We start from the raw sequence: 15,185 nt of genomic DNA, 5'->3' as shown, positions 1-15,185 counted from the left end.
CCTGAATCATCGGCGCCCTGCGCCAAAGGAGATAATCATGTCTTACCAGGACACCGGCCTCATCTTCGCCGGCAAGGTATTCATTGCCCCGGTAGAGCAGGGCGTTATCGGCGCTTTCAACGGCCCTATCAACGTCCCCAGCTTTGAGCTGACCCCGCCCAGCACCGAGGTCCGCAACCGCGTTTCCAAACAGCCTGCCTCCTATGGCCAGGCGCTGGACGTAGTGAACATTCCGGGCGATCCGGCCCAGATGTCCATTTCCTTCGACTCCCTGCCGGCGGTGTTGTTGGCTGAAGCTCTGGGTGGCACCAGCGCGTCTCACTCGGTCACTGCCGGTAGCGTGACTGATGAAGCAATTACGTTGGTAGAGGGCCAGTGGGTCAAGCTGGCGCATTCCAACATTGATGGTGCCTCTGTTGTTGTCACTGACCCAACCGGGCCCACCGACCTGGTTGAAGGCGATGATTACGAAGTCGATGCTGACGCCGGCATGATCAAAGCCTTGGATGCGGCTGCCGCCATCGCGGTAGAAGTAGATTATGACTACAACGCCGAATCCGGCACCAAGGTGCTGGGCGCCACGGAAATCCAGAAGCCGCGGCACATCATCCTGGAAGGCAAGAACCTGGCGACCGGCAAGAAAGCTCGGGTGATCGTGCATGAAGCGATCCTGAATGCCAGTGAAGCCATGGACCTGATGAGCGATGAGTTCGTGAATGGTCAGCTGAGTGGCAACCTGCGCACCCCGGCCGGCAAAGCCAGCCCCTTTGAAGTGATCATGCCTGACTGAGCTCAGCAGTAACCCTTCCCTCTGACGCCCCGCATCCTCCGGGGCTTTTTGTTTCTGGAGACCTCCCGTGGCGCTGAAAGATGCCGTAATCAGCTTGGTACTGCGCGCAAAGAACGCGATCAGCAAAGACGCCGATCCGGCGGCTGATTCGCTACGTGAGGTAACCGAGAGGGCGGAGGAGCTTGAAAAAGAGCTGCAGGATCTGGGTAAGCAGCAGGACGCTGTGCGGGGGCTGAAAGCCTCTGAGGAGGCTGCTGAAGCGGCCACCAAGGAACTGGAAAAGCACGTTACTGCTTATGAGCGCCTGCGCAAGGAAGGGCGGAAGGCAGGCCAGACCCAAGCGGAGTATGCACTTGAGGTAAGGCAGGCGCGTACAGCGCAGAGCATTGCCACCACGGAATATAACCGCAGCCAGCGGGAGCTGGCCAAGTACACCCGCACCCTGGACAAAGCCGGCATTGATACCAATGAGCTGGGCCAGGCGGAAGACCGGATCCAGAAAGAGCTGAAACAAACTCAGCAGGAACTGAGCCAAGCCACGGAAGAAGCCAAGCAGCATGCTGCGGCGCTGGACCGTGCGAGCGGGGAAGGTAACCGCTTTGGCTCAGCCATGAGCGGACTGAAGGGCAAGTTGCTGGGCCTGGTGGCTGGGGTAGGTGTATTCCAGACCTTGCGAGCGGGCCTCACAAAGCTGATCACTGCTGGCAGTGATCTGGAGGAATTGGAGCGTCAGTTCGGTGCGCTTTATGGTTCCGTGGAACAGGGGCGTGAAGTCCTTGCGGAAGTGGACCGCATTGCGGAGCGAAATAGCCAGAGCCTGGGTGCTACTGCAGAGGCTGCGAGGCGCTTAAAGGTTGCTGGCATTGATCCGTTGAATGGATCACTGCAAAGCCTGATCGATGCCAATGCCAAATACGGCAGCGGTGCTCAGACACTGGACACGGTGATTACCCAGCTTGGCCAGGCATGGCAGAGCGGGCGGCTTCAGCTGGAAGAGCTGAACAGCATTACCGACTCAGGCATCCCGATCATGGAGGCCCTGGGCAACATCACTGGCCGGGCTGGCGGTGAAATTCGCCAGATGGCTAGTGATGGCGAGCTGGGTACCGAAGTGCTTACCCAGTTGATCGATGAACTGGGTCGGATGTCAGAAGGGGCTGGCGCTGATCGTATCAGCGGGTTTGCCGGCCTGATGACCTCGTTGCGGAAGGAGCTCACTGACTTCTTCGCCCTGGCCGCTAAATCAGGGGCCTTGGATTCCCTGAAAACACGCATGAAAGATCTGCTGACTACCCTGCGGGAGGCAGCTGCTGACGGGTCTATCAATACCTTTGCCAAGAATGTCTCTACCGCTCTGGAATCGGTAATCACGGTAACTGAGAAGGTGGTAGCGGTTACCCGTATCGGGGTGAACATCGTTACCGGTTTGTGGCAGGTGGCGGCCACATCTATCACCCATTCCGCCGCCGCGGTTGCGGGCGGGCTATCCACCTTGCTGGGTGCGTTAGGCAGTGATGAGCTGGCTGCGGACCTGCGGGCCTTTGCTGACAAGGCACAGCGCACAGGCCAGGACTTCGCCGACGGGGTAAAGAAGGACCTACAGGACATAAAGAATGCCGGGTCTGACCTGTTCGGTGGGCTCGCTGACGAGGCCGAAAAATCAGCAGATGCGCAAAAGTCAGCAAGCAAAGGTACTGCAGAAGCTGCTGAAAAGGATTACGACGCGATTGTGGCGGCAGCGGTTAAGGCCTCTGACAAGCAAGTCTCGGCGTCTGATCGTGCGGCGCGAGCAGCGCGCAGTAAGCTGGGTGAGGCCCTGAAAGAACTCGACCTCGACCTGGGCAAGATCACCGGCGGCATCACCGAACTGGAAAAGGAGGCCATAACCAAGTTCCAGTCCATCAATAAGCAGATTGCAAAAGCTGGGCTGGAAAGTGAGCAGTCTGCCAAGGTAATGATGGAGGCCTTTCGGGCAGCTCTGTCATCGATTGATTCAGAAGCCGGTGGTGCTGCGCTGATCAGGGAACTGGATCAGGCCATGCAAGACAACATTCTGACTCAGGGTGAATACGCAAAAGCTATGCGCGAAGTGGCGGCTGCTACTAATGAAACCCTGAAGCGCACCCAGGCCGCGATCGATGCGCACCAAAAAACCACAGAGTCCGCCACCCGAGGCGAGCAGCAGAAGGCTAAAGCGGCTAAGAACACCAGTCAGGCATATCAACAGCAAGGCCAGGCCGCGCAGCAGGCGGGAGAAAAGGCCCAACAGGGAGCCGATAAAGCTGGCAGTGCCGGGGCCGCTTTGCTGCGGATGTTCTATGGCATTCGAGATACGTTTTACCAGACCGGTGAAGGTGCCGGGCAGCTTTTTGATCGCCTTTATAAAGAGCAAACCCAGTTTGCTGTGCTGAGTATTGGTTCCTGGCTGAAGGCTGTTTACCAGGCTAAGGCAGCGGTACAGGAGCAGGTGACAGCAGCGCAGGAAAATTACGACCGGGCCATGGCTGCGCAAAGCGGCAACCTGAACAGCTTCCTCAATGCGGCTAGCCGAGCCAAGCAGGGCGCCAAACTGTTGGGCGAGGAGAAGCTCGAAACCCTCAAAAGTGCCATCGCCAGTGCCAAGCAGCAATTGGATGGCCTGGCTGACAGCGCGGAGAGCACCACGGAAAGCCTGCGCACGGAACTTATTCAGATGACCGGCACCGCTCAGGATATTGAGCGTCGTAAGTTTGAGGAGCGGCAAAAGCAGCTTCAGCGGCAAATGGAAGCGGCGCAGGAACAGGGCGCCAGCCGGGCGGCACGGGAATATGCCGAGGCGATGCAGATCAATGAGCAGATCTACCAGCAGAGAATGCAGGAACTACGGCAGGAAGAAAGCCAGCAGCGAGCGGCGGCCCGGCAAGAGCGCTTCCAGAATGCGCAACAACAAGCTGGAAACCCATCCTCTGGCGCTCCGTCTGGCGGGCCAACCCAAAAAGTGGAATTCACACTACCCAACGGCAGCAACGCCAACCTTAGCGGGGACCCTGAAGACGTGAATAAGCTGCTGGATTTTCTGAATGAAACCGGCATGAGGGCAACGCAGTGACGCTGGATGAAATCGACCTGACCGACAACCTGCTCTGGGATGATGAGTTCAGTTTCAACCAGATGGCCGAGGAAAAAGAGCGCGGGCTTACGGGCGGGCTGATCATTCAGTCTGGTGTGAAGCTTTATGGCCGCCCGGTGACCCTGAGTGGCTGGCTGCCCAGGGGCACTCTGGATGCATTGATAACTAAGGAAGGGGCCGGTAACGCGGCAATGGCGCTCACCCTTGACGATGGTCGGGAGTTTTACGTGGCATTCGACCGTACGCGGGGAGTCGCTGTTGATGCTACCCCAATTAAAGGGAGCACCCATATCAGTCTTGAGCCTGGCGCCTGGTATGTCGCCACGTTGAGATTACACACCGTTGAGCCCCCGCAATAAAGGAGCGAATTCGTGCCGATTACCAGTGATGATATCAAGCTGATGCAGCCAGAGCGGCTGAGCGACAACGAGGACGGTGGCGGGCAGATGACCGGCCTTGAGGTGATCGACGGCGATATCAACAACCTGTTTGAGGATATCTCCCGTGTTAACCGCACTTACGGCAATGTGAGCCTGAGAAAGGCATTTCTCAAGGTGGATACTGCCACGGCGGATTTGTACCTGGATGCACATTCAATCCTGAGCGCGCAGCCCCTGGATCCGAACGTCTCGGGGCTGCTTTTCACGACCCAAGACTTTTACGATGAGCGAGGGCAGGCTCGGCAGCGTATTGAGTCGTTCGTTATTCCTGGGCCTGTTACCGCTCTTGCACTCCGTGGCACCCAGCTCCAAGGGCAGCGCACGATCATCTGCTATGCCCCGAGTGTGAACAACGTGACTGCCCCAGAGATCGGAGAGACATTGTTGCTTCAGGAAGGGCAGGATCTTGCTTCCCAGCAGTTCATCAAAATTCTCAACGTGGAGCGTACCGAAGAGACGTTCACCTACCAGGTGAGCAGCGGTGATATTCGGACTTTCAAGGCCGACCAGTACATTCTGGAGCTTTCTGCGGAGCTGAAGCGAGACTTCCCTGCGGGAGACCCGAATCCGAAACCTGCTGGCCCTTCACTTATTTACAGTACGCAACCTGCCACTTCTGCAAAGTATTTTGGTTCGACTAACCTTGCTGAGCCTGCTGCAGGCGGGGCGTCATCCATCGTGGTATCTGAGACTTTCGCACCGATCATTCCAACGGCTAGCAATGAGACGCCATTTATTGATCAGCGGCCCGGCGGTTTTGTCAGTCAGGTTGTCCCTTCTGGGCCTGGCAATATCTCAATGCAGGTAACTGTGGAGGGTGGGACCAGTTCCACCATGCCCACGGCGATGGTGCCTGGTTCGCTTAATATCACAGTAAGTGGAGAGACTTATACCGATAAAGGTGGTGTCTTCCTCAATAGCGGCGGGATTCAAGGTGCGCTAGAAGGAACTCAGATTGACTACCGGACGGGCCTGATTAACTGGTTGTTTAGCTCTTCCTCTTCAGTGGTGAACCTGACCTACCGGCCCGGTACTTTGCGTCAACAAATCCCCAATACCGGGCGAATTGATATCGAGGAATCAAACCGCAACTTCAATTATGTGTTGAGCCTGGATCCGCCGCCGGCGCCCATGTCGTTCAACCTGAGCTATCAGTACCTGGGTAAGTGGTATGAACTGCAGGATGATGGCACTGGCAACCTGCGCGGGGATGGGTCGGGCCAAGTGAACTATGACACCGGCAGTATCGTGGCCACTCTTCAGGCGCAACCCGACGCTGGTTCTGTCATTTTTTACCGTTGGACTGAAAGCAGCCTGTATGTGCATGATCCTGAAGCTTACGACGGAGTCACTCCGTTGGTGATGCAGCTGGCCAATGGGCAGGTAGTGCCCGGGTCAGTCACTCTTTCTTGGGATGTAGGTGGCACTCCCATGACGGCCACCGATGTGGCGGGTGATGGCACTATCACGGGCGATGCTACCGGGCGTATTAACTACTGGATCGGGCAAATAGAGATAACCACTGAGGTTGTCCCGGATGATCTGGTGACGGCGGATTACACGCATATCAGCGATCAATCTCTCACTGCTACCACAACGGTTCCGGATAACAACAACAAGGCCGATATCGTCATGCAAACAGAGTCCGATATTGAACCGGGGTCGGTGGACTTTACGATCATTAAATCGGTGAAGCGGACTGTGAAAGATGGGGCCGGCCAGACCCTGAGCTCTAATTTCGTGGATCAGTCCCACTGGATCACAGACAACGGTAATGGCTCATTGGTGAGCCGCCGCGATTTAGTGTTCGTTGGCACTGTGAATTATTCCACCGGTGAAATTGTGATTGCCGGTAACACTTTCCTCAGACAGGTAAACGCATAAGGGGCGGAGCATGGCAACTGTTCGGATGGTGACTGGGGCGTCGTTAGGTAATACCTCGTCTTCCTATAACACCACGGTGGAGACTGAGGTAATTCGCAGCCATGATGTTGATGTCAACTATCAGCTGGCCTCTGGTGCCCAGCAGGTCAGCCAGGACCAGTTTACGGGTGAGGAAAACGATTGGCGGTTCTACCTCTCTGAGAGCTCGCCGATTGTGCCGGGTAGTGTGGTGCTCGATATCGGTGGTGAGCTTTGGTTTGATGATGCCGAGGGGAGGCTGTTGCGCAACTTCAACACGACTACCGGAACTGGTATCGCTCTTGGCACGATCAATTACACGACCTCGCTGTGTGTCATCACCACTTACGATGGTCGACCGCCAAACGCCACAGTAACGCCGATCAGCATCCTTATCGGTGATGACTGGAGTGTCTTCAAGGGGTCTACCTTCCGGACCATAGCGTCACCGCTTCGCCCCAATGGCTTTACCGTGCGGGCCGATGACTTCGAGACCGGAGAGCAATATAACGGCGAAGCTGATAACCAGGGTGTGATTACTGGCGATGGCATCACTGGTGAGGTCACCCTGCAGGACGGTATTGCTGAAATTACTTTCCCAGAGCCGGTGACCGCCGAGAGCCTGTTCTATAACGCGATCAGTTTTAAGCAAATCCCCCTCGATCCTGAAATTCTGGGACTTGACCCAGTGCGGCTGCCGGCGGACGGGCGTGTCCCAATCATGCGCGATGCCGATATTCTGGTCCTGACACACACCCAGGCGGATCTGATTGACTCGCCGGCGGCTGACCTGGTCGTCAATGCTGGCCGTGACAAGCTACACGACGCCTGGATTGAGGACGACGAGGGGGTTCGCCTGGATCCGGCCATGTATGCGCTGGATAAGGATGCGGGCACTGTGACTCTGGCCAACCCATTCACCGCTCAGGATGGTGAAAGCAACCCGCTGACGGGTGACCTGCACTTTGTCCACCGAATCGACGACATGGCTCTGTGCACTGAGGCGCGCATCGACGGCACCCTGCAGCTTGCCCAGCCGCTGTATCACGACTTCCCAGCCAGTGACACCTGGGTCGCCTCTGCTGTGTACCTGGGCGACCTTCAGGCTCGCGTGCGCGGCTGGGCCAGCTACACCGTCGACCCGGGCGATTACGATGGAGAAGGGCAGGAAACGACCGCGCAGTACAACCTGATCGCCTACCCGGTAGCGATCGACAACCGGGGCAGCGTCCCGGAGCGCTGGAAGATCAAGTTCACCAGCACGACAGCTTTTGAGCTGTACGGCGAGCAGCGCGGCCTGGTGGCCACTGGATCCACGGCTGCCGACTTCTCGCCCACAAACCCCCAGACCGGGACGCCTTACTTCACGATCCTAGCAGACGGCTGGGGTTCCGGCTGGTCCGTGGGTAATACCGTGCGTTTCGACACTGACGCCGCTGCCGCGCCGCTCTGGATGATCCGGACCGTACTCCCGGGTCAGGCCACCGTCGACGACGACCAGCTCAAAATCGAATTGCGAGGGGATCACAACTGATGGCTACTGTTTACCGCAGCACCGATGCAGGGGCGCCCTCCTACCCGGCGTCGTCCACGAATGGCGCGGCGGCAAGCGCTTTTATGGATATCCTCAAGGCCTGCCTTGTCGACGGTTATGGTAGTAAGCCGGCGGCAGGCTGGTCTGTGGACTACGAGGACACGACAGTCCAGAAGCGCCGGATCGGGCTATCTAATGGCAACGGCGTATTTGAGGTTGTGACATGGGCATCTGTAAGCGTCGGTCTGTTTATTTGGGACTCGATCACAACGCCCGGTGTGGGCTCCATTTATGACGACAGTTGGCCCGGCGTCGTCAGTGAGGGCGTCAATGGCTGGCAGCACGAGCGGATTCCGGCGCCAGGCAATAGCTCTGATGCTGTTGCGTGTCTATATGTGAACACCTTTCAATCCAGCCAGGCATCAAACATTGCTTGGACCGTTGTGGCTGACGATAAGGCGTTCTGGTTCTTGTCCCATTATCCTGAGGGCCACTCAAGCGTTGATGCTAGTGATAGCCTTAACAATGCGAAAGGCAGTTACTACCCGCAGCTTTTTGTAGGGGCCGTAAAAAGTCCAGACCTGTTGCGCGATGATCCTGGAAACTTCTTTCTTGGATTCGGGGGGGGGAGTGTGCCCACCGCTGTAAACGCTACCGGCGGATCTCAGCAGTCGCTTTCTAATTTCTGGGGGCTGAGAACACCTATGGGTACCTTGCCTTCTGCCGCTAACAATTCCGATTTTGAACCCTACGGTCTAGATTTTGATCGTTACAAGCGAAATCCGCTGAGTTCCGTTCGCGCCTTGCTGCCTGCCTTATGCTCCTACAAGGGCTCTGATGTGCCTAAACCATCGAGTCTCAGCTCGCTGTATGCCGATTATCATTTTTGTTCCTTGCCTGGGATTTGCCAGCTAGGGGAGTCTGGTTCGCAAGGTTACTTCTGGATCAACTATAACGAATGGAGGGGCGCAAGCTGGAGTTTGGAGCCGGCAACAATCGGTGGCTATACATGGATTCCCTGGAGCTTTAGCCAGAATGATCTTTATGAATGCGGTGTCACAGATCACCCGGATTGGTGGTGACAATGGCCATTGAAAACCCTTTTTTTGTCGTCGCATACGAATCTTCACTCGGCTGGGTGGATCTGGATCTCAATATCAATGACACAGATCCTGATCCCGTTCTTGCTATGCAGCCCGTGGCCGAAGGGCAGCCGATTGCGGGCGTCAGGATATTTAGATCCGCCCAGGAGACTTTGCGCCTACCGCGTGAGATTCTTGGCAGCATTGTTTCGCTGGTCGGCACCAAGACTGATCAAAGCAAAGCTTATATTGCTCTCGCCATTGATCTAAACAATGACGTAGAGATCACGATCACAGCTGTCGACGAGACCGGTGGGGATGGTGGTGGTGGCGAAGGTCAGGCACATATCGCGGGCACCGTCCAGATCGATGGCACTCCGGTGGCCCGTGACGTCGTCGTTATTAAAGATGACCCGTCCGACCGCAAGGTAGTCGCGGTCGGGCAAAGCGCCGCCAATGGCGCGTTTGATATCACCTACACCGGATGGGACGGCCCGGTAATCGCGCTGGCGCTCGATCACTACGGCAATGACTTTCAGGCAAGCACTGCCCTGAATGCCGGCGCGATCGTTCACCCGTCAATCCCTAACGGTTACGTCTACGAGGTGACCGTTGCCGGCACGACTGGTGCCGAGGAACCTGCGTGGAGCACTGGCACCAGCGTGCAGAGCGGCGGCGTAACGTTCAGTCCTCGCCCCTACTACCGGCCGGTGGCCAGTGGTCCCCTGCAGGGTGAAGAAGTGGAGCCGTAACGGTGCCTTATGTCGTCGAGCAGTGGGACAGCGTCGATCTAAACCTTGATACCGCGCCCTACGCGATCCCTTATGATCCGCTAGCCTTGGTGCTGGATTTGGCCGACGACACGGTCCCGGCGTTTCCCTGGGAGAGGCCATCTCTCACGGTGGAATACTGCGCACCCCTGCAGCGCGCCGGATCCTTGGCCCTGTTGTGCAACCTGACGATCACGCCTGCAACGGCTGCAGACGATAGGCGGGGCCTGGGCTGGATTCGGGCGATCCAGAAGGATCTGCAGGTCGGCGGGCGGTTCCAGTCCAGTGAGCACCAGGACAGCGTCCACGTCAGCACCTGGGCGACTGGAGTCTGCAATCAGGCCGAGCGTGTGGCCCGGTGGGCACAGACAGTGCCGCGCGATCGCAATCACGCGGTCAGCTGGGGTCGGGCCTTCGCCATCGACCGCCCCGGTTATATCAGCTCCTGGATCATGAAGACGCCGGCGCGCGATGCTACCAAGGGTATGCCCTGGTACTCGGTGAACCTGACCGGAACGGTATATGACGACTCGGCCGCGATCGCGGCCCTGCGACAGACTGACACGGCAACGACGGTCACCCTGGCCACTCATTCCGGCCCGATCGACGTACTGGATCCGCTCGCGCTCGAGTTCCGGTTCGGTTTCGTGGCGGCGGCGCGCCCGATCGTGCCGCACGACGTCAGCAAGCGGATCACCGCCCGCCAGGCATCCGAGCGCGACAGCCGGCACCGGTTCCCTTGGGGCGCCGGCCAAAGCATCTGGCACGACTACAACCTCCCCTACCCGGTGGAGCCGAATCCGGTGGATCCGCCGCCTGATCCGGCTGATCCCCCGGAAATCAAAACGGTTTATCTGATTATGAATACGCTGCAGATCACTGATGTGGCCACTGGCACCCCTTTGCAGGTGCAGGGAGTATCAGTCGGCCTGGATATTGATTCCCTGAGCTGGAAGTTCTCCGGCACTTTGTATGGCCAGGGGTCACTGGCGTTGGTGGCGCCGGGGGCCGGCGGCATGAAAGACATCAGCGTGACAATCAATGGCCATGCCTGGGTGTTCTCTATCGAGCGCTACACCAGCGATGAGAAATTCCCGACTGAGAAGTTCACGATTTCCGGTGTGAGCCGGACCCAGTACATGGCAGCACCCTTTGCGCCTACCCGTAGTTACAGCAACTCGATTGCAACCACGGCCGCACAGGCTGCCAATGCTGAGCTCGATAACACCGGCTTCACTCTGACCTGGCCCACTGGGGGCAATCTGGATCTGCCAGACTGGCCAATTCCTGCTGGGGCGCTCAGTTACCGGGACAAGAGCCCGGCTCAGGTGATTGCTCAGATCGTGACGGCCGCAGGCGGGATTATGGTGCCAGGGATGGCTGCGGACTCGTGGACGATCCAGCCGCGCTACAAAGTGCTGCCCTGGGATTGGGGCACGGCCACGCCTGATGCGGCGATCTATATCGGCATGGTGCGCAGCCGGTCTGCCCAGTATGAGCCGGCGCCGGCGTTCAATGCCTGCTATGTGAGTGGCATCAGCCAGGGCGAAGCCGTCGATGTGCAGCGCGATGGTAGCGGGGGCACCGACCCCATGCCGGATATTTACGACGATCTGATCACTGATTCGCAGTCTGCCATCAGCCGCGGTAAAGCTGAGCTGGCTGGGTCGGGCAACAAGGTGGTGGAAACCCTGAGCGTCATCATCCCTGAAAACGGTGCCGCACCTGGCATTCTGGTGCCAGGCATGTTGGTGAAGGTTATCCATGATGACAGCCAGCTGGATTATATGGGGTTGGTTCTGGCCAACCAGATTTCAGCCCAGCGGGCCGGTGGAGCGGCTGTCTATCAATCAGTGACACTGGAGCGAAATGCATGAGTACACGCAATCCATGGCTGAAATTCCGGCGGTTGCTGCAGGGTGAGGGCCGCTACGTGGTGACTGTGCAGAGCAACAATGGGGACGGTACCAGCACCGTGCAAACCCGGGATGGCACCAATATCACGGTAAAGGGGGAGGGCGTGGCGGCTACCAAGAAAGCGATGATTGAGGATGGGCGGCTTTCTTATGAAGTGCCTGCGCTGACAACGTCGGTGGTTGAGGTGTAGATAGAGCCGGTGCGGCTCTATCTAACTGCCTGGGTATTTACTTTTTGGGTTTGGGCTTATCTAGGGTTCTGAGTTTTATTAGAGGTATCGAGAGTTTAAGTTTTTCCTTAATCAGCCGGTATACCTCCAAGTGGGTAGAGTTCTTTATCTCCCCTGCCAGGCATAATTTTTGTAGAAGCTCACGCACTTCTTCTTCGTGGCCTGGGTAGAGGCCGGCAACGTAGTCTGCCTCATGAGGTTCGCTGCAATTGAATAATCTGTCGTCCTTTGCTTTGTCACGTCCCATGTGGACCTCTTGTGCTATTAATTGAATAGAGAAGGTAGGGGCGGCCTCGTTCAATTTCAAGGCCGCCCGCTGTATTCCATAGAAAAGGCCGGCATTGCTGCCGGCCTGTAGCTACTTCCTGCGGGTCATGCGCAACAGCACGAGCAATAGCTCAAGCGATCGCACCACGATCCACCAGAAAGGTTCTGGGGGATGTACAAGCATCTCTCAGCCCTCTTTGTTGGCTGCAGGATGGCGAGCGAAAGGGCCTGATGTTGTTGACGCATTATTGCGCAATAGTGCAACATCAAATAGTAACCTTACTAAGCCCTTAGTTTGATCGCCAAGCTACAGCTGGTTTAGTTACAAACGGGCTGGCGCTGCAACGCTGGCCCGTTTCCCTTCCAGGGGCATGCCTGCCCCCTTCTGTAAATAAGCATGTAGTCAAACGTTCGATGAAGTCAAAGCGGAGGGGTGTTTTTTTTTGTGCTGTACCTATAGGTACGTACCGGTAGGAAAAACCCGCCGCTGGATCGCTGACACAATAGTCGCTGGCCCAAAAAATGGAGAGAACAGTGGCCGGCGGCGGGCAGGGTCAGATTCTCAGATTTCAGGTTGGGCGGCTGTAAGCTATTGCTGAATATCATGCCCGCTGAATCTGAACGCTGCCGTCAGGCAGCGGCGTCACCAGCTGCAAGGCTTCTTCCACGGATCCGGTAAGCCATTGCTCCAGGTGCTGGTGCGGCACGAACTGGGGCATGCGGTGGTGGTATTCGGCGCATTCCTTGTTGGGGTCGATCGTCAGCGTGATCAGCTTCGGGCCTTCTTCTCCGGGAAACAGAATCCCACCCATCAGCAGCGGATTCCCGTCAGCTGCTGCGAAGTGATACTTCTGCTTTCTGGGCCCGCCTTCATCACGCCATTCGTACCAGCCAGAGCAGGGCACCATGCAGCGTGATTCGGCAAAGGCGTTCCGGAAAGTCTTCTTCTCAGCGACAGTTTCACTCTGGGCGTTGATCAGTAGTTTCTTTGCCCAGGCGGGCTGGATACCCCAAGTGGGATTGACCTGCTGCCGGTCGTTCCCGATGGTGGCCACGGTCTGGGTCGGCCGTAAATCGTGATTGGTGTGCAGGTCCAGCTCAATATTGAGGGTATCCCGCACAAATTCCTTTATCGGCGCCTCGTCGATGTCCATCCTCCCGCACATCGCGTTTGCCTCCCCGGTGGTTCCTGACGGTCCATGTCACCACACCATAGACGTGTGCCGGCACTTCGTCATCCAGCCAGATCGGTTGGTATTCCTCATTCTCAGGTAGCAGCCCTTGGCGCGGTTTCAGCTGAAGCCGGCGAACAATGTGCTCACCTGCCAGCTCCGCAATCACCAGGCTCCCGTGGCGGGCCTTCAAGCTTCTGTCCACCACCAGCACATCCCCATCAAATATCCCGGCCCCTGTCATGGCGTTGCCGGTGGCCTGCATCAGAAAGGTGGCCGCTGGGCGGCGAACGCACAGGTCGTTCAGGTCCAGCGGGTCTTCCATGTACCCCCTGGCAGGGGAGGGGAAACCGGCGGATACGCGTTCTGTGAAGCAGGGCAGCAAGGTGGTTCTGGTGGGCCGGAAAGGGCCGATAAGGAGGGTGGTCATGATGCACCTTTATACTGTATGGATGGACAGTATAAGGCGGAGATGCTTGCCCCTGGAACAGGTTGAAATTTTTTCCCCAATAAAGCGGTTTCGAGTTAAATAAACTCAAGGGAAACAGTTACTTAAAAAACCGACTGCATCGCGCAAAGTGGGGAAATTTTATAGGGGCAAATCCATAAAATACAAAAGGTTGCATCGCTTTAACTGCTTGGCTTTTAACCAATTGGTCGCTGGTTCGAATCCAGCACGACCCACCATATTTAAAGGGCTCGCCTACGGCGGGCCCTTTTTCGTTTCTGCAGTCACAGACAGTCTGCGCCACCTTTCGCTCATCCCCTTGAAACCGGCGCTCCCCGGCTGCTGTTTCTCTCCAACCCGCTCTCCAACCCGCTTTGCCCAGTGGCCTCCACCGGGAACACCGGGACCGGCGTTGTCACGGCGTCCTGTGTGCTGAAAGACAAGAGCGGGGGCTGTCAGCGGGCGACCAGGCCCTGGGCTGTGGGCAGGCCATCTTCGCCATCCAGCGCCGGCTGCCAGACTGGCAGGCCCGCATCCTCGGCCAGCTGAATCATGTTGGCGGTGCCTCGTCCGCCGGGAAAGGCCACCACGGCCTGGGGCCGTCCGTGATGGAGCATGCGCCGGTTACGCATGGGGCCCGCCGCCCGGCCGTGGGCCACCCAGTTGGCCGGGTAACTGACCTGGTCCACACCGCTGTCATGGGCCCACTGGCTGGCCAGCCGGTCTGCGCCACTGGCATTGCCGTGAATCAGCAGACTGAAGGTGTTGTCACGCAGCAGCCGTGCCAGGCTGCGGGTGAGTAATGCCTGGTCGGAAAAATCCCGACCGCCACACACAAGGATACGCATAATACTGTCCATTTGGTCAGTTTTTCGGGCAGTATAGATAGCCTGGCCCGTGATTGCACCCACCGGTTGTGATGCCGCGAGGCAGGATCATCACAGGCTTCACGGCGTGTTGACTGTACTCCGGCCTAAACTTGTACAAATATAATTCTTTGTACAGGTATGAGGTGGCACATGATCCGCTCTGCAAAAATCCCGGTTGGTATCAGCGCCTGTTTGCTGGGTCTGGAAGTGCGCCACGACAAGGGGCACAAACATTCCCGCTACTGCACCGGCGTTTTGTCCCGTTATTTCGAGTTTCGTTCCCTCTGCCCGGAAATGGGGTCAGGGCTCAGCGCGCCTCGCAAGGCCATGCACCTCACCGAGCAAGACGGGATGCTGCGGTTAATCACGACCGACGGCCTGCGTGACCATACCGAGCTGATGCAGGATTTCATCGACCGGGCCATGCCCTCTCTGGCACCGCTGCGGGGCTATATCCTGATGGCCAAATCCCCCAGTTGCGGTATGGAGCGTATCCGCGTCTATAACGATGACGGCCATGTCCAGCACCGTGAGGCCAGCGGACTGTTTGCTGCGGCCCTGCAACGCCACTATCCCCTCATGCCCCTGGAAGAAGAGGGCAGACTCAATGACGACACCCTGCGGGAAAACTTCATCGAACGGGTGTTTCTCTACGA

Annotated in this window: 14 protein-coding genes and 1 tRNA gene; 11 read left to right on the top strand and 4 right to left on the bottom strand. The window is 57.5% G+C overall.

Translation table 11 applies throughout. The features are described 5' to 3' along the window. Nucleotides 1–37: 37 nt before the first annotated feature. The 9 genes from AXW11_RS20470 to AXW11_RS20430 all read left to right on the top strand — a co-directional run bounded on the left by AXW11_RS20470 (nucleotide 38) and on the right by AXW11_RS20430 (nucleotide 11,734). Nucleotides 38–790: a phage tail tube protein gene (locus tag AXW11_RS20470; protein ID WP_103916524.1), complete on the top strand. Its 753-nt coding sequence runs from the start codon at nucleotides 38–40 to the stop codon at nucleotides 788–790. Between the two features lie 67 nt (nucleotides 791–857). Continuing rightward, nucleotides 858–3,878, top strand: coding sequence for a tape measure protein (locus AXW11_RS20465; RefSeq protein WP_103916523.1), 3,021 nt, complete (start codon nucleotides 858–860; stop codon nucleotides 3,876–3,878). Further along, complete coding sequence (locus AXW11_RS20460; RefSeq protein WP_103916522.1) at nucleotides 3,875–4,258, top strand: hypothetical protein; 384 nt, start codon at nucleotides 3,875–3,877, stop codon at nucleotides 4,256–4,258. The genes AXW11_RS20465 and AXW11_RS20460 overlap by 4 nt, the downstream gene beginning before the upstream one ends. 87 nt (nucleotides 4,259–4,345) lie before the next feature. Next, entirely contained in the window at nucleotides 4,346–6,223 is a 1,878-nt protein-coding gene (locus tag AXW11_RS20455) for a hypothetical protein (protein WP_286792664.1), read from the top strand. A gap of 10 nt (nucleotides 6,224–6,233) precedes the next feature. Further along, on the top strand, nucleotides 6,234–7,775 hold the full coding sequence (locus AXW11_RS20450) for a hypothetical protein (protein ID WP_146063341.1): 1,542 nt from the start codon (nucleotides 6,234–6,236) through the stop codon (nucleotides 7,773–7,775). Beyond that, nucleotides 7,775–8,857, top strand: a complete 1,083-nt coding sequence (locus AXW11_RS20445) for a hypothetical protein (RefSeq protein WP_103916519.1) — start codon at nucleotides 7,775–7,777, stop codon at nucleotides 8,855–8,857. The genes AXW11_RS20450 and AXW11_RS20445 overlap by 1 nt, the downstream gene beginning before the upstream one ends. Before the next feature lie 2 nt (nucleotides 8,858–8,859). After that, entirely contained in the window at nucleotides 8,860–9,609 is a 750-nt protein-coding gene (locus tag AXW11_RS20440; RefSeq protein WP_103916518.1) for a hypothetical protein, read from the top strand. Nucleotides 9,610–9,611: 2 nt separating this feature from the next. Next, nucleotides 9,612–11,504, top strand: a complete 1,893-nt coding sequence (locus tag AXW11_RS20435) for a hypothetical protein (RefSeq protein WP_103916517.1) — start codon at nucleotides 9,612–9,614, stop codon at nucleotides 11,502–11,504. Continuing rightward, complete coding sequence (locus AXW11_RS20430; RefSeq protein WP_103916516.1) at nucleotides 11,501–11,734, top strand: hypothetical protein; 234 nt, start codon at nucleotides 11,501–11,503, stop codon at nucleotides 11,732–11,734. Before AXW11_RS20435 ends, AXW11_RS20430 begins: the two co-directional genes overlap by 4 nt. A 37-nt stretch (nucleotides 11,735–11,771) precedes the next feature. Here the strand turns inward: AXW11_RS20430 and AXW11_RS20425 are convergent, their stop codons facing one another. The 3 genes from AXW11_RS20425 to umuD all read right to left on the bottom strand — a co-directional run bounded on the left by AXW11_RS20425 (nucleotide 11,772) and on the right by umuD (nucleotide 13,642). Further along, entirely contained in the window at nucleotides 11,772–12,020 is a 249-nt protein-coding gene (locus AXW11_RS20425) for a hypothetical protein (RefSeq protein WP_103916722.1), read from the bottom strand. A gap of 622 nt (nucleotides 12,021–12,642) precedes the next feature. After that, nucleotides 12,643–13,194 carry an SOS response-associated peptidase gene (locus AXW11_RS20420; RefSeq protein ID WP_160052667.1) on the bottom strand — a complete coding sequence of 184 codons (552 nt, stop codon included), beginning with the start codon at nucleotides 13,192–13,194 and terminating at the stop codon, nucleotides 12,643–12,645. Then, nucleotides 13,139–13,642 (bottom strand): translesion error-prone DNA polymerase V autoproteolytic subunit, encoded by a 504-nt coding sequence (umuD, locus tag AXW11_RS20415; protein WP_103916514.1) that lies wholly within the window; start codon nucleotides 13,640–13,642, stop codon nucleotides 13,139–13,141. The genes AXW11_RS20420 and umuD overlap by 56 nt, the downstream gene beginning before the upstream one ends. A 151-nt stretch (nucleotides 13,643–13,793) precedes the next feature. Here umuD and AXW11_RS20410 point away from each other — a divergent pair. Then, nucleotides 13,794–13,899: transfer RNA gene (locus AXW11_RS20410), tRNA-Lys, on the top strand. Between the two features lie 216 nt (nucleotides 13,900–14,115). Here the strand turns inward: AXW11_RS20410 and AXW11_RS20405 are convergent. Further along, nucleotides 14,116–14,508: a DUF2493 domain-containing protein gene (locus tag AXW11_RS20405; RefSeq protein WP_062817028.1), complete on the bottom strand. Its 393-nt coding sequence runs from the start codon at nucleotides 14,506–14,508 to the stop codon at nucleotides 14,116–14,118. A gap of 171 nt (nucleotides 14,509–14,679) precedes the next feature. On the opposite strand from AXW11_RS20405, the gene AXW11_RS20400 reads away from it, so the two are divergent. After that, on the top strand, nucleotides 14,680–15,185 hold a 506-nt coding region (locus AXW11_RS20400; protein WP_286792662.1), incomplete at its 3' end, for a 2-thiouracil desulfurase family protein.

Source organism: Marinobacter sp. Hex_13, from assembly GCF_001566815.1.
Taxonomy (GTDB): Bacteria; Pseudomonadota; Gammaproteobacteria; order Pseudomonadales; family Oleiphilaceae; genus Marinobacter; species Marinobacter salarius.
The sequence above is the reverse complement of the archived record's forward strand: the minus strand, read 5'-3'. Positions and strand labels throughout refer to the sequence as shown.

What these genes read in the sequence shown, in the direction of transcription:
- AXW11_RS20440 (WP_103916518.1), top strand. Translation starts at nt 8,860, where the DNA reads ATGGCCATTGAAAACCCTTTTTTTGTCGTCGCATACGAATCTTCACTC.
- umuD (WP_103916514.1), bottom strand. Translation starts at nt 13,642, where the DNA reads ATGACCACCCTCCTTATCGGCCCTTTCCGGCCCACCAGAACCACCTTG.
- AXW11_RS20420 (WP_160052667.1), bottom strand. Translation starts at nt 13,194, where the DNA reads ATGGACATCGACGAGGCGCCGATAAAGGAATTTGTGCGGGATACCCTC.
- AXW11_RS20405 (WP_062817028.1), bottom strand. Translation starts at nt 14,508, where the DNA reads ATGCGTATCCTTGTGTGTGGCGGTCGGGATTTTTCCGACCAGGCATTA.
- AXW11_RS20445 (WP_103916519.1), top strand. Translation starts at nt 7,775, where the DNA reads ATGGCTACTGTTTACCGCAGCACCGATGCAGGGGCGCCCTCCTACCCG.
- AXW11_RS20425 (WP_103916722.1), bottom strand. Translation starts at nt 12,020, where the DNA reads ATGGGACGTGACAAAGCAAAGGACGACAGATTATTCAATTGCAGCGAA.
- AXW11_RS20455 (WP_286792664.1), top strand. Translation starts at nt 4,346, where the DNA reads ATGACCGGCCTTGAGGTGATCGACGGCGATATCAACAACCTGTTTGAG.
- AXW11_RS20430 (WP_103916516.1), top strand. Translation starts at nt 11,501, where the DNA reads ATGAGTACACGCAATCCATGGCTGAAATTCCGGCGGTTGCTGCAGGGT.
- AXW11_RS20450 (WP_146063341.1), top strand. Translation starts at nt 6,234, where the DNA reads ATGGCAACTGTTCGGATGGTGACTGGGGCGTCGTTAGGTAATACCTCG.
- AXW11_RS20470 (WP_103916524.1), top strand. Translation starts at nt 38, where the DNA reads ATGTCTTACCAGGACACCGGCCTCATCTTCGCCGGCAAGGTATTCATT.